Annotated in this window: 18 protein-coding genes; 9 read left to right on the plus strand and 9 right to left on the minus strand. The window is 73.9% G+C overall.

Features of this window, described 5'->3' with window-relative positions; all coding sequences use genetic code 11:
- Positions 1 to 7: 7 nt before the first annotated feature.
- From ACZ31C_RS07940 to ACZ31C_RS07955, 4 genes are all read left to right on the plus strand, one after another.
- Positions 8 to 1,267 (plus strand): sugar ABC transporter permease, encoded by a 1,260-nt coding sequence (locus ACZ31C_RS07940; protein WP_396741611.1) that lies wholly within the window; start codon positions 8 to 10, stop codon positions 1,265 to 1,267.
- A gap of 28 nt (positions 1,268 to 1,295) precedes the next feature.
- Positions 1,296 to 2,477, plus strand: coding sequence for an ROK family transcriptional regulator (locus tag ACZ31C_RS07945; protein ID WP_350692788.1), 1,182 nt, complete (start codon positions 1,296 to 1,298; stop codon positions 2,475 to 2,477).
- A gap of 146 nt (positions 2,478 to 2,623) precedes the next feature.
- On the plus strand, positions 2,624 to 3,361 hold the full coding sequence (locus tag ACZ31C_RS07950) for a DUF4142 domain-containing protein (RefSeq protein ID WP_350692790.1): 738 nt from the start codon (positions 2,624 to 2,626) through the stop codon (positions 3,359 to 3,361).
- Between the two features lie 17 nt (positions 3,362 to 3,378).
- Positions 3,379 to 5,022, plus strand: coding sequence for a copper resistance CopC/CopD family protein (locus tag ACZ31C_RS07955; RefSeq protein ID WP_465794654.1), 1,644 nt, complete (start codon positions 3,379 to 3,381; stop codon positions 5,020 to 5,022).
- Between the two features lie 15 nt (positions 5,023 to 5,037).
- Here the strand turns inward: ACZ31C_RS07955 and ACZ31C_RS07960 are convergent, their stop codons facing one another.
- The 4 genes from ACZ31C_RS07960 to tsaB all read right to left on the minus strand — a co-directional run bounded on the left by ACZ31C_RS07960 (position 5,038) and on the right by tsaB (position 7,549).
- On the minus strand, positions 5,038 to 5,292 hold the full coding sequence (locus ACZ31C_RS07960; protein ID WP_131056998.1) for a hypothetical protein: 255 nt from the start codon (positions 5,290 to 5,292) through the stop codon (positions 5,038 to 5,040).
- Between the two features lie 14 nt (positions 5,293 to 5,306).
- The gene (tsaD, locus tag ACZ31C_RS07965) at positions 5,307 to 6,353 is read right to left on the minus strand and encodes a tRNA (adenosine(37)-N6)-threonylcarbamoyltransferase complex transferase subunit TsaD (RefSeq protein WP_465794655.1); all 1,047 of its coding nucleotides are present in this window, start codon (positions 6,351 to 6,353) and stop codon (positions 5,307 to 5,309) included.
- A 6-nt stretch (positions 6,354 to 6,359) separates the two neighbouring features.
- Positions 6,360 to 6,803 carry a ribosomal protein S18-alanine N-acetyltransferase gene (gene rimI, locus ACZ31C_RS07970; RefSeq protein ID WP_465795009.1) on the minus strand — a complete coding sequence of 148 codons (444 nt, stop codon included), beginning with the start codon at positions 6,801 to 6,803 and terminating at the stop codon, positions 6,360 to 6,362.
- 68 nt (positions 6,804 to 6,871) lie between these two features.
- On the minus strand, positions 6,872 to 7,549 hold the full coding sequence (tsaB, locus tag ACZ31C_RS07975; RefSeq protein ID WP_465794656.1) for a tRNA (adenosine(37)-N6)-threonylcarbamoyltransferase complex dimerization subunit type 1 TsaB: 678 nt from the start codon (positions 7,547 to 7,549) through the stop codon (positions 6,872 to 6,874).
- A 161-nt stretch (positions 7,550 to 7,710) separates the two neighbouring features.
- Here tsaB and ACZ31C_RS07980 point away from each other — a divergent pair, with 161 nt between their 5' ends.
- The 3 genes from ACZ31C_RS07980 (at position 7,711) to ACZ31C_RS07990 (ending at position 12,753) form a co-directional block, all read left to right on the plus strand.
- Positions 7,711 to 8,244, plus strand: a complete 534-nt coding sequence (locus ACZ31C_RS07980; RefSeq protein WP_465794657.1) for a SigE family RNA polymerase sigma factor — start codon at positions 7,711 to 7,713, stop codon at positions 8,242 to 8,244.
- Entirely contained in the window at positions 8,228 to 9,394 is a 1,167-nt protein-coding gene (locus ACZ31C_RS07985) for a hypothetical protein (RefSeq protein ID WP_465794658.1), read from the plus strand. Before ACZ31C_RS07980 ends, ACZ31C_RS07985 begins: the two co-directional genes overlap by 17 nt.
- Positions 9,395 to 9,510: 116 nt before the next feature.
- A complete protein-coding gene (locus ACZ31C_RS07990) occupies positions 9,511 to 12,753 on the plus strand; it encodes a S8 family peptidase (protein ID WP_465794659.1) in 3,243 nt (1,080 codons plus the stop codon).
- Positions 12,754 to 12,828: 75 nt separating this feature from the next.
- Here the strand turns inward: ACZ31C_RS07990 and ung are convergent, their stop codons facing one another.
- The 5 genes from ung to ACZ31C_RS08015 all read right to left on the minus strand — a co-directional run bounded on the left by ung (position 12,829) and on the right by ACZ31C_RS08015 (position 17,857).
- Entirely contained in the window at positions 12,829 to 13,530 is a 702-nt protein-coding gene (ung, locus tag ACZ31C_RS07995) for a uracil-DNA glycosylase (RefSeq protein ID WP_465794660.1), read from the minus strand.
- Positions 13,531 to 13,604: 74 nt separating this feature from the next.
- Complete coding sequence (gene tsaE / locus ACZ31C_RS08000) at positions 13,605 to 14,093, minus strand: tRNA (adenosine(37)-N6)-threonylcarbamoyltransferase complex ATPase subunit type 1 TsaE (protein ID WP_465794661.1); 489 nt, start codon at positions 14,091 to 14,093, stop codon at positions 13,605 to 13,607.
- Positions 14,090 to 15,184 carry an alpha/beta fold hydrolase gene (locus ACZ31C_RS08005; protein WP_465794662.1) on the minus strand — a complete coding sequence of 365 codons (1,095 nt, stop codon included), beginning with the start codon at positions 15,182 to 15,184 and terminating at the stop codon, positions 14,090 to 14,092. The genes tsaE and ACZ31C_RS08005 overlap by 4 nt, the downstream gene beginning before the upstream one ends.
- A complete protein-coding gene (alr, locus tag ACZ31C_RS08010; protein ID WP_465794663.1) occupies positions 15,181 to 16,302 on the minus strand; it encodes an alanine racemase in 1,122 nt (373 codons plus the stop codon). The genes ACZ31C_RS08005 and alr overlap by 4 nt, the downstream gene beginning before the upstream one ends.
- Before the next feature lie 85 nt (positions 16,303 to 16,387).
- Entirely contained in the window at positions 16,388 to 17,857 is a 1,470-nt protein-coding gene (locus ACZ31C_RS08015) for an NAD(P)H-hydrate dehydratase (RefSeq protein ID WP_465794664.1), read from the minus strand.
- A 219-nt stretch (positions 17,858 to 18,076) separates the two neighbouring features.
- Here ACZ31C_RS08015 and ACZ31C_RS08020 point away from each other — a divergent pair, with 219 nt between their 5' ends.
- A complete protein-coding gene (locus ACZ31C_RS08020; protein ID WP_449942960.1) occupies positions 18,077 to 18,373 on the plus strand; it encodes a hypothetical protein in 297 nt (98 codons plus the stop codon).
- Positions 18,370 to 19,983 (plus strand): alpha/beta hydrolase, encoded by a 1,614-nt coding sequence (locus tag ACZ31C_RS08025; protein ID WP_465794665.1) that lies wholly within the window; start codon positions 18,370 to 18,372, stop codon positions 19,981 to 19,983. The genes ACZ31C_RS08020 and ACZ31C_RS08025 overlap by 4 nt, the downstream gene beginning before the upstream one ends.

Raw genomic sequence — 19,983 nt, forward strand, 5'->3', positions numbered from 1 at the left:
GGTCGGTATGAGTTCCACCGCCGTCAAGCAGGACGGGCCGGCCGCCGTGGCGCCGGCACCCACCGTCGGCAGTCACGTACGCGGCTACTGGCGTCGGGTACGCGGCGGCGACATCGGCGCGCTGCCCGCCGTCGCCGGGCTGCTCGTGCTCTGCACGATCTTCTCGATCATGCGTCCGAGCTTCCTCACCGCGGGCAACTTCGCCAACCTGTTCACCCAGGGCGCGGCGGTCACGTTGATCGCCATGGGCCTGGTCTTCGTCCTGCTGCTGGGCGAGATCGACCTGTCCGCCGGTTTCGCCAGCGGCGTCTGCGCGGCGGTGCTGGCCAACGTGGTGACCGTCCTCGGGTACCCCTGGTACGTGGCGGTGCTCGCGGCCGTGCTCACCGGCCTGGTCATCGGCACCACGCTGGGCTTCCTGGTCGCCAAGGTCGGCATCCCGTCGTTCGTGGTCACCCTCGCCGGCTTCCTCGCCTTCCAGGGCGTGGTGCTGCTGCTGATGGAAGAGGGCCGGAACATCTCGGTCCGTGATTCGGTCCTGGTGGCGATCGCCAACCGCAACCTGCCGCCGGCGCTCGGCTGGGCCCTGACCGCGCTCGCGGTCGCCGGCTTCGCCGCGGTGCAGTTGCTGCGGTACCGCAAACGTGCCGCACGCGGCCTGATCAACGACCCGCTGGCCATGGTGCTGGGCCGGATCGGCATCCTGGCCGTGGTCCTCGGCGTCGCCGTCTACGTGCTCAACCTGGAGCGCAGCCGCAACGTGCTGATCAGCTCGCTCAAGGGTGTGCCGATCGTGGTGCCGATCATCGCGATCCTGCTCGTGGTCTGGACGTTCGTGCTCCAGCGCACCAGCTACGGCCGGCACATCTATGCGGTCGGCGGCAACAAGGAGGCCGCGCGCCGTGCCGGCATCAACGTGGACCGGATCCGCATCTCGGTCTTCGTGATCTGCTCCACGATGGCGGCGATCGGTGGCATCGTGGCAGCGAGCCGGGCCAACTCGGTCGACCCGAACACCGGTGGTAGCAACGTCCTGCTCTACGCGGTGGGCGCGGCGGTGATCGGTGGTACCAGCCTCTTCGGCGGCAAGGGACGCGTCCTGGACGCGGTCCTCGGCGGCGCCGTGGTGGCGGTGATCGACAATGGCATGGGGCTGATGGGCTACAGCTCGGGCGTGAAGTACGTGGTCACCGGCGTGGTGCTGCTGCTCGCGGCGAGTGTCGACGCGTTGTCGCGACGACGAGCCTCGGCCACCGGCAACCGCTGATCCGCTGTACCGAAGGTAGTAACGCCCGATGCGCGTAGGACCCAGCCAGGACGAGATCCGCCGGCAGAATCTCGGTGCCCTGCTGCGCTACGTGCACCTGCACGGCGCCACCACGCGTGCCGAGCTGACGAACACGCTGGGCTTGAACCGGAGCACCATCGGCGCGCTCACCGCCGACCTCGCCGCGGCCGGCCTGGTGAGCGAGGGGGCGCCGAGGGAGACCGGCCGGGCCGGACGACCGTCGCTGGTCGTCCGGCCCGAGTCGGACCGGGTCTTCGCGTACGCGTACAGCATCGAGGTGGACCGGCTGCGGGCCGCGCGGGTCGGTCTGGGTGGTGCGGTGCTCGACCGCTGGGAACTCGACCGACCGCGCGGGTTGACCGCGACGGAGGCCGCCCCGCTACTGGCCGGGGCTGTCAAGGAGATGCGCCACGGGCTGCCGCAGGGCGCGGTCTGCGTCGGGGCCGGGGTGGCGGTCTGCGGCATGGTGCGCCGCGACGACGGACTGGTCCGGCTCGGTCCGACCACCGGGTGGGTGGACGAGCCGATCGGCACCACCCTCGGCAGCGAGCTCGGCGTCGACGTCCCGGTCACCGTCGGGAACGTCGCCGACGTGGCGGCCTTCGCCGAACACGCCCGAGGCGTGGCGGCCGGCTGCGACAACGTCATCTATCTCTACGGCGACGTCGGCGTGGGTGCGGGGATCATCGCCGGTGGCCGCCGCCTGACCGGGCACGGCGGCTACAGCGGCGAGGTCGGGCACATGGTGGTCACCCGCGACGGGGTGCGCTGCGAGTGCGGCAACCGGGGCTGCTGGGAGACCGAGATCGGCGAGCACGCGCTGCTGCGGGCCGCCGGACGCTCCGACGCCCGGGGCCGGGAGGCGATGCTCGCCGTCTTCGACGCCGCCGACCGGGGCGACGCCCGGGCCCAGACCGCGGTACGCCAGGCCGGTGACTGGCTCGGTTTCGGCGTCGCCAACCTGGTCAACATCTTCAACCCGGAGATGGTGATCTTCGGCGGCACCATGCGCGACCTCTATCTGGCCGCCGCCGCCCAGGTACGCAGTCGACTCAACTCGAACGGCCTGCCCGCCTGCCTGGAGCACGTCCGCCTGCGGACCCCGAAGCTCGGCGAGGACGCCCCGCTGGTCGGTGCCGCCGAACTCGCTTTCGACCGGCTGCTGGCCGACCCGCTCGACGTCGGCTGATCCGGCCGGACATGACCGTGAACCGGTTTCGGAACCGGTGAACTGATCGGCCACTCATTCCGTACCACTGTGCGGACGAGCGGCCGGCGGGGTGCGGCCGCCCGTCACGTAGTCGACCGGTTCTCGTCCGAGGAGGCGCCGCAGACATGGCACCGCTGGATTCCGTTCGTCGCCGGCAGGGCACCCGGTCCCGTCGCCTGGCGGTGCTGCTCACCACGATCGCCGCCGCTCTCGTCTGGCAGCCCGGTGCCGCCGTGGCCGCGCCCGTCGGTCAGCAGCTCGCCGCCGCCGACCAGGCCCTGCTCGACGGGGTGCGCCTGGCCGGGCTCTGGGAGATGCCGGCCGGGCAGATGGCCGCCGAGAAGGGCCAGTCGGCGGTGGTCCGCGAGGTCGGTGCGGAGATCGCCCGACAGCACGAGGAGCTGGACCGCCTCACCGTGGAGGCCGCCAACAAGCTCGGCGCGACCATCCCGACCGTGCCGTCCGCACAGCAGCAGCAGTGGCTGACGGAGATGAAGAACGCCACCGGTGCCCAGTTCGACCAGATCTTCGTCACCCGGCTCCGGGTCGCCCACGGCTCGATCCTCCCCGTCGTCACCGCGGTCCGGGGCAGCACCCGCAACGACGTGATCCGGGACCTGGCCAACGCCACCAACAAGTACGTCAGCGACCACATGCTGATGCTGGAGAGCACCGGCCTGGTGCGGTACGCCGAACTGCCGCCCGCCGTGCTGCCCGCACCCGGTGAGGACGGACTGATCGCCGCCGCGCAGGCCAATACCGCACCGCCGATGGGCATCAGCAACACGCTGATCTGGGCGATCTTCCTCGCCGCCCTCGGCACCGGCGGCTTCCTCAGCTATCGGCTGTTGCGCCGCAGGTAACCAGCCGACCCGCACCGATGGCTCCCCGTACCCGGGCCCTCGCCCTGCTCGGGCTGGTCCTGGCCTCGCTGTGCGCCGCCCTGGGTCCCGCCGGCCCAGCGGCGGCGCACGCCGTCGTGGTGAGCACCACCCCGCAGCGCGACGAGGTGCTTCCGTACGCGCCGCGCGAGGTCCTGATCACCTTCAGCGAGTCGGTCGCACCGGTGTCCGGCCGCGTGCAGGTGCTCGCGCCGGACGGCAAGCGGATCAACATCGGTGACCCGGAGGTCCGTGACCGGACCCTGCGGATCATGCTGCGCGCCTCCGACCGGCCGCTCGGCACGTACCTGGTCAGTTACCGCGTCATCTCCGCCGACAGCCACCCGGTCGCCGGCAGCTTCACCTTCGCCGCCGGAGCGCCGTCGGTGGCCCCGCCGCTGCCGGCCGCGGCAGAGTCGGAGTCACCGGCCGGGGTCCTGGTGCCCGCCGCCAAGTTCCTCGGGTATCTCGGTCTGCTGCTGGCGGTCGGCCCACCGCTGCTCGCGGCCGCCCTCTGGCCACCCCGACGATCTCGGCGGGGTGCGACGGTGACCGCGCTGATCGGTCTCGGCCTGGTCGCGGTGGCCATCGTCGGCACCTGGGTCGGGCAGGCCGCCCAGGTGGTCGGCGCGCCGGTCGGGCGACTCTCCCCCGCCGACCTGCGTGCCGTCGCCGACACCGACATCGGGCTGGTGCTGGCCGCACGCCTGGCACTGGTCGGCGTCGCCGCGGCGCTACTGCCGGCGGTCACCCGGGGTACCGCCGGACGCGCCCGGACCGGGGCGCTGGCCGCAGTGGGGGTGGCCGGGGCGGTCACCTGGCCGCTCGCCGGGCATCCGGTCGCCGCACCGGTGCCGCCGGTGAGCATCGTGCTGACCACCGTGCACGTCGTCGGGGTCGCCGTCTGGCTGGGTGGGCTGTTCACCCTCACCGTGTTCCTGCTCCGGGGCACCCACGAGCGGGTCCTCGCCCGCATCCTGCCGGCCTGGTCGAGGTGGGCCACGCTGGCCGTGGCCTGGCTGGTCACCGCCGGGGTGCTCCAGGCCGCGATCGAACTCGGTCGGCCGTCGGCGCTGCTCGGCACCGCGTACGGTCGTCTGCTCTGCGCCAAGGCCGCGTTGCTCGCGACCGTGCTGGCGATCGCGGCCTGGCAGCGACGCCTGATCCGGCGGCGGGTCGCCGCCGGACGCCCCCGCTGGGTCGCCCGCGCGGCCGGCGTCGAACTCGCGGTGACCGCGCTGGTCCTGGCGCTGACAGCGGTACTGGTGCAGACGCCGCCGGGACGCACCGACGGCGCGACCGCCGACGGGGTCACCCGGGACGGTGTCGCGCAGTCACTCACCACCAGCATCTTCGTGGTGCAGTTCGACATCTACCCGGCGGCGCCGAACACGGCGAACAGCCTGCACGCGTACGTCTACACGCCGGAGGGCAAGGAGCTGCCGGTGGCGGAGTGGAGCATCACCGCCGCGCTGCCGGAGGCGGGTGTCGAGCCGATCGCGATCGACGTGCTCAGCCTGGAACCGCACCACGGCAGTGCCGAGATCCAGTTCCCGCTGGCCGGCGAGTGGACGCTGCGGATCAGCGCCCGGACCAGCGACATCGACCGGGCCACCGCGACCACCACGGTGACCATCCGCTGACCGTGGTGGCCCGGCTCAGCGGTCGACCTGGGTAAAGTCCCAGGAGTGCGGCGGCCGGGCGAGCAGCATCACCGGCGGCTCGGGCAGCGGCCGGGGGCTGCTGCGCCACTTCGAGATCACCACCACCCGGTGGTCGGTGGAGGAGAACACCTCGCTGGACAGGTGCAGCGGGTCGTGCTCGAACTCGGGCAGGGCGCTGTCGCAGACCCAGGTGATCAACTCGGCGAGCGCGTACGGCTCCGCCCGCGCCTCCCACATGCGTACGATCACGTCGCCGTCCTCCCTCACACGCTGACCGTGGTCAGCGGCATCGCCGAATCCGCGGGCAGGTCGAGCCGGCTCGGCGCGACACCCGAGGCGACCAGGTGCGAGCCGAGGGCCGCCACCATCGCGCCGTTGTCGGTGCACAGCCCCGGCCGGGGTACGCGTACCCGGATGCCCGCTCGCGCGGCCCGCTGCTCGGCCAACGCCCGCAGCCGCGAGTTGGCCGCCACTCCCCCGCCGATCACCAGGGTCTCCACACCACTGCTACGGCAGGCGTCCAGCGCCTTGGTGACCAGCACGTCGCAGACCGCCTCCTGGAAGGACGCCGCCACGTCGGCCACCGGCACCGGAACACCTGCCCGCTGTCGTGCCTCCACCCACCGGGCCACCGCGGTCTTCAACCCGGAGAACGAGAAGTCGTACCGGTGCGCGGCCAGGTCCTTGGCGGCGGTCAGGCCACGCGGGAACGCGATCGACGCCGGATCACCGGCCCGCGCCTCCCGGTCGATGTACGGGCCGCCCGGAAACGGCAGGCCGAGCAGCCGGGCCACCTTGTCGAAGGCTTCCCCGGCCGCGTCGTCGATGGTGGCTCCCAGCGGGGTGACGCCGTGCGCCAGGTCGTCGACGAGCAGCAACGACGAGTGGCCGCCGGAGACCAGCAGGGCGATCGCCGGCTCGGGCAGCGGCCCGTGTTCCAGCGTGTCCACCGCGACGTGGGCGGCCAGGTGGTTGACCCCGTAGACGGGCTTCTCGGCGGCGACCGCGTACCCCTTGGCCGCGGCCACCCCCACCAGCAGCGCACCGGCCAGCCCCGGACCGGCGGTGACCGCGATCGCGTCGACGTCGGCGAGGGTCACCCCGGCCTCGGTCAGCGCCCGCTGCATGGTCGGCACGATCGCCTCCAGGTGCGCCCGGCTGGCCACCTCGGGCACCACCCCACCGAACCGGGCGTGCTGGTCCACGCTGGACGCGAGCGCGTCGGCGAGCAGGGTGTGCCCGCGCACGATGCCGACACCGGTCTCGTCGCACGAGGTCTCGATGCCGAGGATCAGTGGTTCGTCAGCCATGGTTTCTCAGTCCTGGTAGCGCTGCATCACCAGCGCGTCGGTGTTGCTCGGTTGGTAGTAGCCGCGCCGCACGCCGATCGGTTCGAAGCCGTACGACGCGTAGAGGTGCTGGGCCGGCGCGTTGTCCGCCGCGACCTCCAGCAGCACGCTGCGTACGCGCCGTCGGGCGGCCTCGGCGAGCAGGGCCTCCAGCAGTACCCGCCCCACGCCCCGGCGTTGCGCGTCCCGGCGTACCGCGATGTTCTGCACCCACGCCTCGTCGGGCGGCGCGACGGCCAGCCCGGCGTAGCCGAGCACCGCGCCATCGTCGTCGGTCGCGACCAGATAGAAGTGCCCGTGGGACAGCTCGTTCCAGAACATCGCCGCGGACCACTGCTCGGCGCCGAAGAGGTCCACCTCGATCGGCAGCACCTCGTCGATGTGCCACCACCGGAACCGGCCGAGCCGCACCGGGCCACGCTGCTCCGGTTCGCGCTGCCCGGGTTCGCGCCGCACCGGTTCGGTGCGCTGCCGCTCGCTCACGGCAGGACCGTCTTGCGGGCGGTGGCCGCCACGGCGTCCGGCCGCCGCAGATAGAGCGGGGTCAGCGTCTCGCCGGGTGCACCGGCCCGGATGCGTTCGGCGGCCAGGGTGGCCAGCGCCGACGCGTCCGGGTAGCGCGGTTCCGGTCGCAGCGGCAGCCCGAGCGTCTCCGCGTACCGGTGCGCGCCGTCGCCGACCGCCGCCGTGACACCCAGTTCCCGGGCCCGCTCGGCGGCGACCGCCGGCGCGCCGACCTCCGGCCCGACGAGTCGCTGCCCGGCACCGTCGTAGACCGCCCAGTAGATCTCCCGCCGGCGCGCGTCACCGGCCGCCAGCACCGGCTCGCCGCTCGCCGCCGGGTACCCGATAGCGTCCAGCGAGCAGACACCGTACGTCGGGAGGTCGAGCACCTGGCCCATGGTGGCGGCGGTGACCAGCCCGACCCGCAGCCCGGTGAACGGCCCCGGACCGAGCCCGGCAACGATCGCGTCGAGGTCGGCCGGGCGGACGCCGACGTCGGTCAGCACCGCGTCGACCTGAGGCGCGAGCAGCTCGCCATGGGCGCGGGCGTCGACGGTGCACCGGTGCGCCCGGGTCGTCACCGCCGTCGCGGTGACCTCGACCAGGGCCGCCGTCACCGCCGGCGTCGAGCTGTCCACCACGAGTACGAGCACAATGAGCCAGCCTAGCCGCACCGCCGACCGCCCCGTGGCGCCCCGCCCGCCCTCGATGGAAGCGCCGCTACCGAGAGTTGTCGGGCAAGTACTTCTGTTCGCCGAGCAACTTCTGCTCCCGCCACCACCGTCCCACCTCCGGACAGAGGAGGAATGTCGATTTGAAGGCCGCAGACGAGCAAGCGTTCCGGGAGTTCGTGGCGTCCGAGATGGCGTCACTGCGCAAGCTGGCCTATGTGACCTGCGGGGACTGGCACGCGGCGGATGACGCGGTGGCCAACACACTGATCAAGCTGTACCCGCGCTGGCGCAAGGTGGAGCGCCCGGACCTGTACGCCAAGACCATGGTGTACCGGGCCGCCGTCGACGAGACGCGCAGGCCCTGGCGTCAGGGGCGGGAGCGGTCGGCCGGCTACGGCATTCCGGACGTTGCGGTGGACGACCCGAACGGCGCCACCGACGAGCGGCTACGGCTGCGCGCGGCGCTGAACGCCGTACCCACCGGCCAACGGGCCGCCGTGGTGCTGCGCCACTACCTCGGACTCAGCCTGGAGGAGACGGCCCAGGTCCTGGGCTGCACCGTCGGCACGGCGAAGAGCCAGACGTCGCGCGGTCTCGCCAAGCTCCGCGAACTACTCGGAGCCGACCGGCTCACCAACATCGAGGACAAGGAATGGAATGTCGCAATTGCATGAGATCGTGGCGGCGGTGACCGTGGACGAGCCGCCCATGTCGCGTTCCGTCGACCAGATCGTCACGGCCGGCCGCAAGGCCGAACGTCGCCGTCGGGCGGGATTCGCCTCCGCAGGTGCCGCCGGCCTGGTCGCGGCCGTGGTCGCCGGCACGTTCGCGCTGACGCCGGGCGGTCCGGGGACCGCCGAGCCGTCGACCACGATCGTCGCCGGGGCCGCACCGGACGCGGAGGCCACCTGGTCGGACGCGCCGCCGTTCAGCTTCACGTTCCGCGCGTTCGACGCCGGTCCGCTGCGCGTGCAGGACCCCGTGGTGGTCTCCACCGCCTATCAGATCGCCTCGGTCTACGTGGACGGCAGAGTAACCTACGACCGGCCGGTCGAGGACTCCGAGACGCCCGTCCGTCGGGATGGGAAGCGCCCCCCGGCTGCCGACACCGATCCGACCCAGCGACCGCTGTACGCCTACCTGACGCTCTACCGGCCGGGTGCGTTCGACCCGGCGGGGGTCGTCGGCGGCACCTCGTCGACGATCGCCGGCCGCCAGGCCGTCGAGTCGACCGTCGAGCCGGCCGGCCGGCAGTTGGCCTGGGAGTACGCCGACGACGCATGGGCCGTGGTGACCGCGTACACCAGCACCCCCGACCCCTCCATCGCGGACCTGTCGGCGCTGGTGACCGCCCTGAAGCCGAGCCCGGCGGTGCCCGCCACGCTGCCGTTCCGGGTCGGCTACCTGCCCGCCGGCCACACCCCGGTGGAGGCCGGTACGCACGCCCTGCCCGGCCTGAGCGGCATCTCGCAGGCCCGCGCGGGCAACTACGGTGGCGTGACCTACGCCGCCCCCGCCCCGGCGACCACCGGCCTGACCTCGCCGTACGGCGACAACGAGGCCGGGACCATCCCGAACAGCGTCAGGATCCACGTCACGCCCGCCTCCTCCTCCAACCAGCAGGCGAAGGCCGGCAAGACGAAGTGCTACCAGGCGTCGGGTGACCCGTTCTGCAACCGCTGGACCGCCGACGGCGTGGTGCAGGTGCAGGTTCTCAGCACCGGCGGGCTCTCGGTCACGGAACTGACCAGGATCGTGGAGTCGGTCGAGGTGCTCGACGTGAACGACGAGAACACCTGGGTCCCGGTGCTCCAGGCGCGGTAGCCCCTGGCCCACACCGGCGACCCCGCACGTCCGGCGCCGTGTCCCCGCCCCCGGGGGCACGGCGCCGCCGCACTCCTCCCGCACGTCGTATGTCCACAATGGAGGACAAGAGGTACATGCGTCCCAGAAGATTCCTGCCGGCCGCCGTGGCGCTGCTGCTCGCGGCCGGTCTCGTCCCCGCGTCCCCGGCCGGTGCCGCCGACGCGCCCGGGTCGGCGCCATCCGCCGTCGGCGACGGCCGGACCGCGACGCTGATCACCGGCGACCGGGTCACCGTGACCGCCGACGGCGGCGTCAGCGTCGTCCCAGGCCCGGGAAGGTCGGAGATTCCGATGCTGACCAGCACGATCGCCGGTCGGGTACGGGTGGTGCCGGCCGACGCGCTGCCGCTGTTGCGGGCGGATCGGCTCGACCCACGGCTGTTCGACGTGACCGGGCTGCTCGCCGACGGGTACGACGACGACCGACGCGCCGACCTGCCGATCATCGCCTCCACCGACAGCGGCGTCGACGGCACGATCGTGCACCGGATGACCAGTTTCCCGGCCACCGCCATGCACACCCGCAAGCAGGGCCTCGACCGGCTCTGGTCGGGGCTGACCCGCAAGGGCGCGAAGGGCAAGGTCTGGCTGGACGCCGTCGGGCGCTTCCACGGCGCCGAGGGCGTCCAGCAGATCGGCGCGCCGAGCGCCTGGCAGGCCGGTCTGACCGGCAGGGGCGTCACCGTCGCGGTGATCGACAGCGGTGTCGACGCCACCCACGCCGACCTGGTCGGCCGGGTGACCGACCAGGTCGACTTCTCGCCGGTCTCCGACGGCGGCGTACCCACCAGTGGTGACGTCCGCGACCTGATGGGACACGGCACGGCCGTCGCCGCCGTCGCCGCCGGCAGCGGGGCCGCCTCGGCCGGCCGGTACCGGGGCGTCGCTCCGGAGGCGACGATCATCGACGCCAAGACCGGGGACTGGGACTCGACCGAGTCGGCGGTGATCGCCGCGATGGAGTGGGCGGCCGGCCCGAAGCGCGCCGCAGTCGTCAACATGAGCCTCGGCTTCCCCGACACCCCCGGCGAGGACCCCCTGGAGATCGCCCTGCGCCGTCTGAGCGAGCAGCACGGCACGCTGTTCGTGGTCGCGTCCGGCAACAGCGGCGACAACGGCAACAACCCGAACGCCGGACACGACTACGACGTCGGGTCACCGGCCACCGCCGATGCCGCGCTGGCCGTCGGCGCGGTCGACCACGACGACCGGCTGACCTCCTTCTCCAGCCGGGGCCCGCGTCTCGGCGACGACGCCGTCAAGCCCGACCTCACCGCACCCGGCGACGACATCACCGCCGCCCGCAGCACCGACGCGTACGGCACCGGCCCCTACACCGACGGCCTGTGGGGCACCTCCTTCGCGGCCCCACACGCGGCCGGCAGCGCCGTCCTGCTGAAGCAGAGACACCCGGACTGGACCGGGGACATGATCAAGGCCGCGCTGATGGGTACCGCCCGACCGGCACCGGGTGTCGGCGTGTTCGCCCAGGGGGCCGGTCGAGTCGACGTGGCCGGTGCGCTCGCCGGCCGGGTGCTCGCCGACCCGCCGAGCCTGAGCCTCGGCACGCACACGTACCCGCACACCGACAACGCGCCGATCAGCCGGACGGTCACCTACCGCAACACCGGCACCACGCCGCAGACGCTGACCCTGGCCCTGACCGTGGACGGGCCGCGGATGACGCCCACCTCCGGACTGTTCCAGGTCAGCCCGTCGACGCTGACCGTGCCGGCCGGTGGCAGCGCGCAGGCCACCGTCACGGCCGCCGCCTCGACGACGGCACCGGCCGGGCCGTACTCCGGGCGACTGACCGCCAGCACCGGCGACGGCAAGCGGCTGACCACGCCGGTCGGGTTGATCCGGGAGGCCGCCACCCACTCGCTGACGCTGCGGCACCTCGGTGTGGACGGTCAGGCGAGCAGGGACTTCTACACCACCGTCGTCGGCCTGGACACCCCGTACGTCTACGACTCGCTCTACCACTACGACGACGAGCAGGGCAGCGAGATCACCATCCGGGTGCCCGAGGGACGCTACGCGGTCGTGTCGCAGATGTTCTCCCACCTGCCGGAGCTGACCTATCTGGCGCACACGAACCTCGCCGTACCCGCCGACACCGACCTCACGCTCGACGAACGGGCCGGGCGGCCGGTCCGGATCAGCGTGCCGGCAGCCGACGCGGTCCGCGCGGACAGCACCGTCCAGGTGGGCGTCCGCAATGGCGACTCCTGGGTGACCGTCGGCGGCAGCAGCAACGCGTCGGTCCGGATGCGGACGGCCCAGATCGGCGGGACCGGCAGCGGTGACACCTTCGTCTCGGTGATCGGCGCGGCCTTCGCCGACGGATCGGATCCCAGCCGGTACGCGTACCAACTCGCCTGGCACCGGCCCGGCACGCTGCCCACCGGCTTCACCAGGTCCGCCACCGCCGGAGAACTCGCCGTGGACCGGACCTCGGCCCGCGCCCAGGCCCCGGAGGGTCCGACCGCGATGCAGTCCGCGGCGATCGTGCCGGGCTATCCGCTGACCCCGGCGTACGCCTCCACGCCGCTGGCGCAGACCCGCTACTTCAACACCGACGGCGGCATCAGGTGGGCCTCCCGGGTGTTCCAGTACTCGGACGAGGCGGTGGACTACTACACCGTCACCACGAGCGGACCGCCGATCGCCTACCGGGCCGGGCGGACCTACACCTCCACCTGGAACGCCCCGATCGTCGCGCCCTGCCCGACCGCCGGTGGCGGGTGGTCCGGCGACCAACTGGTCGTGCGGGTCGCCCCCTACTGCGACAGCGCCGGTCATCCCGGCCACGTCGAGCAGGAAGCCCTCTCCGGTACGACCACGCTCTATCGCAATGGCACCGAGGTGGCCACCGCCGACCGGCCCGGTCACGCCCGGTTCACCGCCCGGCCCGTACCGGGCAACTACCGGCTCCACGTGGAGTCCACCCGGGCGGCCTCGTTCGGCCTGTCCACCCGGGTCACGGCCGACTGGACGTTCACCCGGCCGGTGACCGCGTCACGCCTCATGGCGGTCCGGATGGCGCCGACCCTGGACGCCACCGGCACGGCACCCGCCGGCCGGTCCTTCACCATCCCGATCAGCAGCGCCGACGCCAAGTCGGTCGGCCTGCGGATCTCCTACGACGAGGGCGTCACCTGGCGGCCGGCCCCGGTCGTCCGCACCGGCGCCGGCACCTTCCTCGGCACGGTCCGGCACCCGGCCACCCCCGGGTACGTGTCCGTGCAGGTCACTGCCAGGGGTAGCGCCGCCACCCTGACCGAGACGGTCGTTCGCGCGTACCGGATCGGCTGACACGGAGGTGCCCCTGCACGTCGCCCTCCGGTGACGTGCAGGGGCACCGTCGCGTCCAGCGGGAACGCGGGCGGCTCAGCCGGCGCTGCGCTCCCAGTCGACGGTGGGCAGGCCGGCGTCGGCGAGGGCCTTGTTGGCCGCGCTGAACGGACGACTGCCGAGGAAGCCACGCGGGTTCATCGGGCTGGGGTGCCCCGCCTCCAGCACCACGTGCTGCGGGTTGGTCACCAGCGCCGCCTTCTTGCGTGCGTAACCGCCCCAGAGCAGGAACACCACCCGCGACTGCTGGGCGTCCAGCGCCCGGATGGTGGCGTCGGTGAACTCCTCCCACCCCCGGTTGGCGTGCGAGCCGGGAGTGCCCTGCCGCACGGTCAGCACCGAGTTGAGCAGCAGCACCCCCTGTGCCGCCCAGCCGTCCAGGTTGCCGCTGCGCGGCTTGGGCACGCCCAGGTCCTCGCCCAACTCCTTGAAGACGTTGCGCAGCGACGGCGGCACCGAGACCCCCTCGCGCACGCTGAAGCTCAGCCCGTGCGCCTGGCCGACCCGGTGGTAGGGGTCCTGCCCGAGGATCAGCACCCGGCAGGCCGACGGCGCGCAGAGCCGGTAGGCGGAGAAGAGGTCCTCCACCGGCGGGAAGACCGTCTGCGTCGCGTACTCCCCGGCGACGAAGTCGGCCAGCGCGGCCGTACGGGCCGGGTCGAGGTGCGGGGCGAGCACCTCGCGCCACTGCTCGGGAAGCAGAGCCAGCAGGTCGAGAGCGGGGGTGTCGTCGGGCATCGGCGGCCTTTCACCGGTCGGATCGTTTCCGGGCACTGTAGGCAGTGGGTACGACAGCGCTGGGCGCAGGGCGGTCAGCGCGCCACGGTCAGCGCGGCCAGTCGCGTCGCCCAGTCTCCGCCGACCGGCTCCAGCTCGACGACCCGGGTGTCGTCGTCGCGCCGGTCGAGGCGGACCCGCAGATGCGCGTCGACCAACTGCTCGACCAGCCCCTCGCCCCACTCGACCACGGTGACCGAGTCCTCCACCGAGGCGTCCAGGTCCAGGTCGTCGATCTCGGCCCGGGGATCGCTCGCCGACCCCAACCGGTACGCGTCGGCGTGCACCAGGGCCACCCCGCGCCCGGTGGCCGGGTCCGGCCGGTGCACCCGGGCGATCACGAACGTCGGCGAGGTGATGTCGCCGAGCACGCCCAACCCGGCACCGATCCCCTGGGTCAGCGCGGTCTTGCCGGCGCCCAGCGGGCCGGTCAACAGCACCAGGTCACCGGCGCGCAGCAGCCCCGCGAGGTGCCGCCCGAAGGCGTGCGTGTCCGCGACGGTCGGCAGCTCGACGCGGGTCACGGGCGGTCCCGCTCGCACGAGTCGAGAAACCGGCTGACCGCGATGTTGACCTCGTCGGCGTGCTCCAGCATCACCACGTGCCCGCTGTCGTGGATCTTGACGAACTCGGCGTGCGGCAGCCGCCGGACGATCTCCTCGGAATGCGTCACCGGCGTGATCATGTCCTTGTCTCCGACGATCACCAACACCGGCGTGTCCTCCAACGCGGCCAGCGCCGGGAACCGCGAGTGCGTCGCCAGCGTACGCAGGTAGCGGGTCACCGTGTCGGCCGAGGTACGCGAGTTCATCTCCTCCACGTACGACACCAGCGAGGGACTCGGCTTGCGGGTGCCGAAGCCGTACCTGCGGGTGAGCAGCCAGGCCACGTTGCTGGTGGACTTGCGGGCCCGGTCGATCACCGTCCCGCCGTACCGGGTGACGTAGCCGGCCGTGTAGAGCACCGGCGCGCCGACGCGCCCGAGCAGGGCGGGCGCGACCAGCTTCGTCTCCGCCAGCAGACCGCCGGAGGTGGCCATCAACACTGTGCCCACCACCCGGTCGTCGAACATCTCCGGGTACAGCTCGGCCAGCGACATTATGGTCATGCCGCCCATCGAGTGCCCGACCAGCACCAGCGGCCCGTCCGGTGCCACCTCGTCGATCACCCGGCGCAGCGTGTGCCCGAGCGCGACCAGGTCGTACTCGCCGCCCTCCAGCCGCCCCGAGCGGCCGTGCCCGGGCTGGTCGTACGCCACGATCCGGTGCTCGCCCCGCCCGGCCAGCATCTTGCGTTGGAAGTGGAAGGTGCCCATGTCCAGGCAGAAGCCGTGCACCAGCACGATCGTCGGGTTGCCCGCGACGGGACGGATCGGCTCGACCACCTCCACATGCACGTCGGTGCCGTCGGGCAGCTCCAGCCGGTACGCCGCGTCGTAGTGCTGCTCGCCGAAGACCTCGTCGACGTACGGGTCGGCGGGATCGGCCTTGAGCCGGCGGACCAGGGCCCGTTCGGTGGCGACACCGGCGGCGAGCCCGGCGGCGGCCACGCCGAGCGCCGCACCGACCAGCCCGGCGGCCCGGCCGGCGGCGGTACGCGGTCGGGGCACCCTCATGCCGACCCGCCGCCGTCATAGATCCGGGGTACCCGTGTGCTGCCGAACCGGGTGACGATCTCGTAGTTGATGGTGCCGGCCGCCTCGGCCCAGTCGTCGGCGGTGGGCGCGCCGTCCGTGCCGTCGCCGAAGAGGGTGACCACGTCACCGGCGACCACCGGATCGTCGCCGCAGTCCAGCACGAACTGGTCCATGCAGACCCGGCCGGCGACCGTCCGCCGCTTCCCGCCGAGCTGCACGGGACCGGTGTTCGAGGCGTGCCGGGGCACCCCGTCGGCGTAGCCCAGCGGCACCACGGCCAGGGTCGCGTCGCGCTCGGTGAGGTAGGTGTGCCCGTAGGAGACACCGGCCCCGGCCGGTACCCGCTTGGTGAGCATCACTCGGGCCCGGGCGGTCATCGCCGGCCGTAGCGCGTACGTCTGCCCGGCCACCGGGGAGAGGCCGTACACGGCCAGCCCGGGACGGACCAGGTCGAAGTGGGTGTCGGGCCGGGTCAGCGTGGCCGCCGAGTTGGCCAGGTGCCGGTAGCGCGGGCGCAGTCCGGCCCGCTCGACCATGGCCAGCCCCTCGTGGAAGACCGCCAGCTGCCGGTCCGTGGTGGGGTGGCCGGGCAGGTCCGCGTAGACGAAGTGGCTCCACACCCCGACCACCTCGATCAGCCCGTCGGCCTGCGCCTTGGCGGCGGCGTCGAGCAGGGCCGGCCAGTCCGCGACGGTCGCGCCGCCCCGGGCCAACCCAGTGTCGATCTTGAGATGCAGCCGGGCCGGGCGTTCCGCGCGCCGGCTCGCCTCGATCATCTCGTCGAGCTGCGCGAGGCTCGCCACCCCCAGGTCGACGCCGGCCGCGACGCCGGTGTGCAACGGCAACCCGGGCACCAGCAGCCAGGCCAGCACCGGGGCGTCGATGCCCGCCGCCCGCAGGGCCAACGCCTCGTCCAGGGTGCAGACCCCGAGCCAGTCCGCGCCCGCCTCCAGGGCGGCACGGGCGGCCGGGACCATGCCGTGGCCGTAGCCGTCACCCTTCACCACCGCCATCAACTCGGCGCTGGTGCCGGTGCGCAACCGGTCCACGTTCTCCCGGATCGCGTCGAGGTCGACGCGTACCTCGGCCTGCCACATGCCTCCCACCCTACTTCCGCGCTGATCACCCGGGGTCGCCCCCGGCCGGGTACGGGGTGTCGGGCGGGTCCCGCGACGACGGAGGTCAGGTGATCCGGGCCAGGACAGGCCGCAGCGCGTCGGCCACGTCCGCGGCGGCCACCGGACCGCACCGCGCCGCCTCGCGGCCGGCCAACCCGTGCAGGTACGCCGCCACCGCAGCGGCACGCTCCGCCGCCAGACCGGACGCGAGCAGCGAACCGAGCAGCCCGGCCAGGACGTCCCCGGTGCCGCCGGTGGCCAGGGCCGGAGTGCCGGTCGGATTGACGTACGCCCGGCCGTCCGGCGTGCCGATCACCGTGCGGTTCCCCTTGAGCAGCACCACCGCGTTCGTCCAGGCGGCCAGTCGCAGCGTCGCGGCGACCCGGTCCGCGCCGGGCTCCTCGCCGCAGAGCCGGGTGAACTCCCGGTCGTGGGGAGTGATCACGATGGGCGCGTCACGACGCCGGAGCTGGTCGGCGAGCCGACCGTCGACCAGCAGCGTCAGCGCGTCGGCGTCCAGCACCACCGGCACCGGCGCGGCGAGCACCGCCCGTAGCTCGGCGGCGGCCCGCTCGTCCGTGCCCAGGCCCGAGCCGCACACCCACGCCTGCACCCGGCCCGCGTCGACCACCCGGTCGGTGGCGATCACCGACGGGTAGCGGCGCACCACCTCCTCGCGGGCGCCTCCCGCGTAGCGGACCAGGCCGGTCGGCCCGGCGAGCGCGCCGCCGACCGACAGCACCCCCGCACCCGGGTACGTCGCCGACCCGGTGGCCACCCCCACCACGCCCCGGGTGTACTTCTCCGAGGCCGCGCCGAGCCGGGGCCACCAGTCGACGACGTCGGACTCCTCCACCACGTGCAGCGCCGGGCTGCCCCGCAGCCACGGTCCCAGCCCGATGTCGACCAGCTCCACCTGCCCGGCCAGCGCGGCGGCGGGGCCGACCGACAGGGCCGGCTTCCACGCGCCGAAGACCACCGTCACGTCGGCCCGCACCGCCTTGGGCCGACCGGACGAGGTCAACGGCACCGCCCCGGTGTCCACCTCGACACCGCTGGGCACGTCCACCGCCACCACCGTCGCCCGGCCGCCGTCGCGCCCGTGCTGCCGCAGCAGGCTCGCCGCCAGTTGCTCGGCGGTCTCCCGCAGCCCGCCCCGCCCACCGATGCCCACGATCCCGTCGAGCACCAGGTCGACCACGACCGGTGGACGGTCCACCACCCGGCCACCGGCAGCCCGCAACGCGGCCAGCCCCGGCGCGTGTACGCGCTCCGGGTCGAGCAGCAACGCCGACACGGCCGCACCGCGCCGGGCCAGCCGGGCACCCGCGTACAGGGCGTCGCCGCCGTTGTCGCCGGAGCCGACGAGCAGCAGCACCGGTGCCGCGTACACCCCGCCCCGGTCGGCGAGCAGCAACGCGCAACGGCGGGCCAGACCGGCGGCGGCGCGCTGCATCAGCGTGCCGGGGGGCAGCTCGGCCATCAGTGCCTTCTCGGCCGCGCGTATCTCCGCCACCCGCCAGACCGGCCGCATGTCACACCCCGTCTCCCGCGCCCCGCACGCGATCGATACCGACGATCACGCGCCACCCTACCGGCGGGCGGGCCGCAGGATAGCCCCTTGTCCACATACCCGGCGGCCCCTGTGGACGACGGTCGGGTACGCCTGCCGCCGTCGTCCACAGGGCACGCGTGCGACGCCCGGCCCCGCCTAGCGTCTGCGCCGTGCGGGAGCCGAGGGCGGGAGGGGCCGATGGCGCAGGAGGAGTTGACCGTGCGGCCGGAGACGCTGCACCGGGTGGGGCGGGCGCTGGGCGACACCGCCTACCGGCTGGCCCACGGGCCGGCGGGCGTACCGGGATTGGCCGCACCGGACCGCCAGTGGGCAGCGGCGGGGGCGCTGGCCGCGTTGGAGAGGTCGGTGCACACCTGGTGCGGGCGGCTCGGCGCGCAGGTGGCCGAGACCGGGGACGCGGTACGCGCCGCCGCCGGGGCGTACGAGTCGGTGGACGGTCGGGCCGCCACCCGGCTCTCCGCGGTGACCCGGTGACCGGCGCGACGCCGACCCGGCCCACGGCCGTCGGTTACGTCCAGCTCTCCACGGCCGACCCGGGCGGCTGGCGGACCACCGGCACCGCCTGGTCGGGCCTGGCCGGGCTCGCCCGGCGACGCGCCGACGAACTCGCCGACGGCACGACGGCACTGCGCACCGGCTGGTCCGGTCGGGCCGCCGGGTCGGCCGGGACCCGGCTGGGCGGGCTGCGGACCGAGCTGACCGCGCTCGTCCCGGCCGCCGTCGAGGTCGACCAGGTGCTCGCCGGGTTCGCCGCCCGGCTCGCGGCAGCCCGGGCCCGGCTCTCCTCGGCCGTCGAGCTGGCCGCCGCCACCGGAGTGCTGATCGACCGGTCGGGCCGGGTGCGCCCCGACCCGGCGCGGGTGCCGCCGGAGCGGGCCGCCGCCACGGTTGCCCCGGTCGCCACCGGCCTCCGGGACGCGCTCGACCTGGCCGGGGCGGCCGACCGCGAGGCCGCCGGACGCCTCGGGCAGTTGTCGCGGGACGCCGCCGCCGGCTGGGTGGTCCCGCCACCACCGGGTCGGCCCGCACCACACACCGACCCGGGCCGGGTGCGGCTCTGGTGGGCCGGGCTCAGCACGGCACAGCGCCGCTGGCTGGTGCTGCACGAGCCGGAGCTGGTCGGTCGGCTCGACGGGGTGCCGGCGACCGACCGGGACCAGGCCAATCGGTCGTTGCTGGGCACCCGGCGGGAGGAGCTACGGGCGCGCTGGGAACGGCTGCTCGCCCGGGTGCCGCGCGGGCCGGCGGAGGTGGCCGGGCTGCGGGCGGTGGACGCCGCGCTGACCGGGCTGGACGCGCTCGCCACCCGGCTCGACGCGACGGAGTCGCCCCGGGCGTACCTGCTCGGGTTGGACGTGGGCGGCGAGGGACGCACGGTGGTGGCGCTGGGCGACCCGGACCGCGCCTCCGGCGTGGTCACGTACGTGCCGGGGATGACCGCCGGGCTGGACGACGCCACCGGCGAACTGGGCCGGGCCGCCCGGGTGCTGTCCCGCTGCGCCGACCTGGCACCGGGCCAGGAGACCTCGGCGGTGCTCTGGCTGGACTACGACGCCCCGGACTTCCTGCACGAGGCGGCCCGGGACGGGCAGGCCCGCGACGCGGGCGACGCGCTGCACCGGTTCCAGGAGGGACTGCGGGCCACCCACGACGGGCCACCGGCCCGGCAGACGGTGCTCGGCCACAGCTACGGGTCGCTGGTGGTCGGCACCGCCGCCCGCGACCACGGGCTCGCCGCGGACGCGCTGGTCTTCGTCGGGTCGCCCGGCGTCGGTGTGGGGCACGCCTCCGAGCTGGGCGTGCCGCCCGAGCAGGTGTGGGCCAGCACCGCGCCGGACGACGTGATCCGGCTGACCCGCCCATCGGACGAGCTGGCCCGGCAGTCGGTGCTCGGTGCCTCCCCGGTCGGCACTATCGTCGACTGGCTGGCCGGGCCGCGCGACGAACGCTGGTTCGGGCGCGACCCGGCCGAGCCGGGTTTCGGGGGCCGGACGTTCCCCAGTGGCCGGTACGGGCACACCGGCTACTGGGACCCGGCCAACCCCGCCCTGGACGGCATGGCGCGAGTGGTGCTCGGCCGGTGA

The organism is Micromonospora sp. NPDC023869 (assembly GCF_055559695.1).

Bases quoted from the DNA above. Each gene is read 5' to 3' on its own strand.
- ACZ31C_RS07940 (WP_396741611.1), top strand. From the start codon at position 8: ATGAGTTCCACCGCCGTCAAGCAGGACGGGCCGGCCGCCGTGGCGCCG.
- ACZ31C_RS07945 (WP_350692788.1), top strand. From the start codon at position 1,296: ATGCGCGTAGGACCCAGCCAGGACGAGATCCGCCGGCAGAATCTCGGT.
- ACZ31C_RS07950 (WP_350692790.1), top strand. From the start codon at position 2,624: ATGGCACCGCTGGATTCCGTTCGTCGCCGGCAGGGCACCCGGTCCCGT.
- ACZ31C_RS07955 (WP_465794654.1), top strand. From the start codon at position 3,379: ATGGCTCCCCGTACCCGGGCCCTCGCCCTGCTCGGGCTGGTCCTGGCC.
- tsaD (WP_465794655.1), bottom strand. From the start codon at position 6,353: ATGGCTGACGAACCACTGATCCTCGGCATCGAGACCTCGTGCGACGAG.
- ACZ31C_RS07985 (WP_465794658.1), top strand. From the start codon at position 8,228: ATGTCGCAATTGCATGAGATCGTGGCGGCGGTGACCGTGGACGAGCCG.
- ACZ31C_RS07990 (WP_465794659.1), top strand. From the start codon at position 9,511: ATGCGTCCCAGAAGATTCCTGCCGGCCGCCGTGGCGCTGCTGCTCGCG.
- ung (WP_465794660.1), bottom strand. From the start codon at position 13,530: ATGCCCGACGACACCCCCGCTCTCGACCTGCTGGCTCTGCTTCCCGAG.
- ACZ31C_RS08005 (WP_465794662.1), bottom strand. From the start codon at position 15,184: ATGAGGGTGCCCCGACCGCGTACCGCCGCCGGCCGGGCCGCCGGGCTG.
- alr (WP_465794663.1), bottom strand. From the start codon at position 16,302: ATGTGGCAGGCCGAGGTACGCGTCGACCTCGACGCGATCCGGGAGAAC.
- ACZ31C_RS08015 (WP_465794664.1), bottom strand. From the start codon at position 17,857: ATGCGGCCGGTCTGGCGGGTGGCGGAGATACGCGCGGCCGAGAAGGCA.
- ACZ31C_RS08020 (WP_449942960.1), top strand. From the start codon at position 18,077: ATGGCGCAGGAGGAGTTGACCGTGCGGCCGGAGACGCTGCACCGGGTG.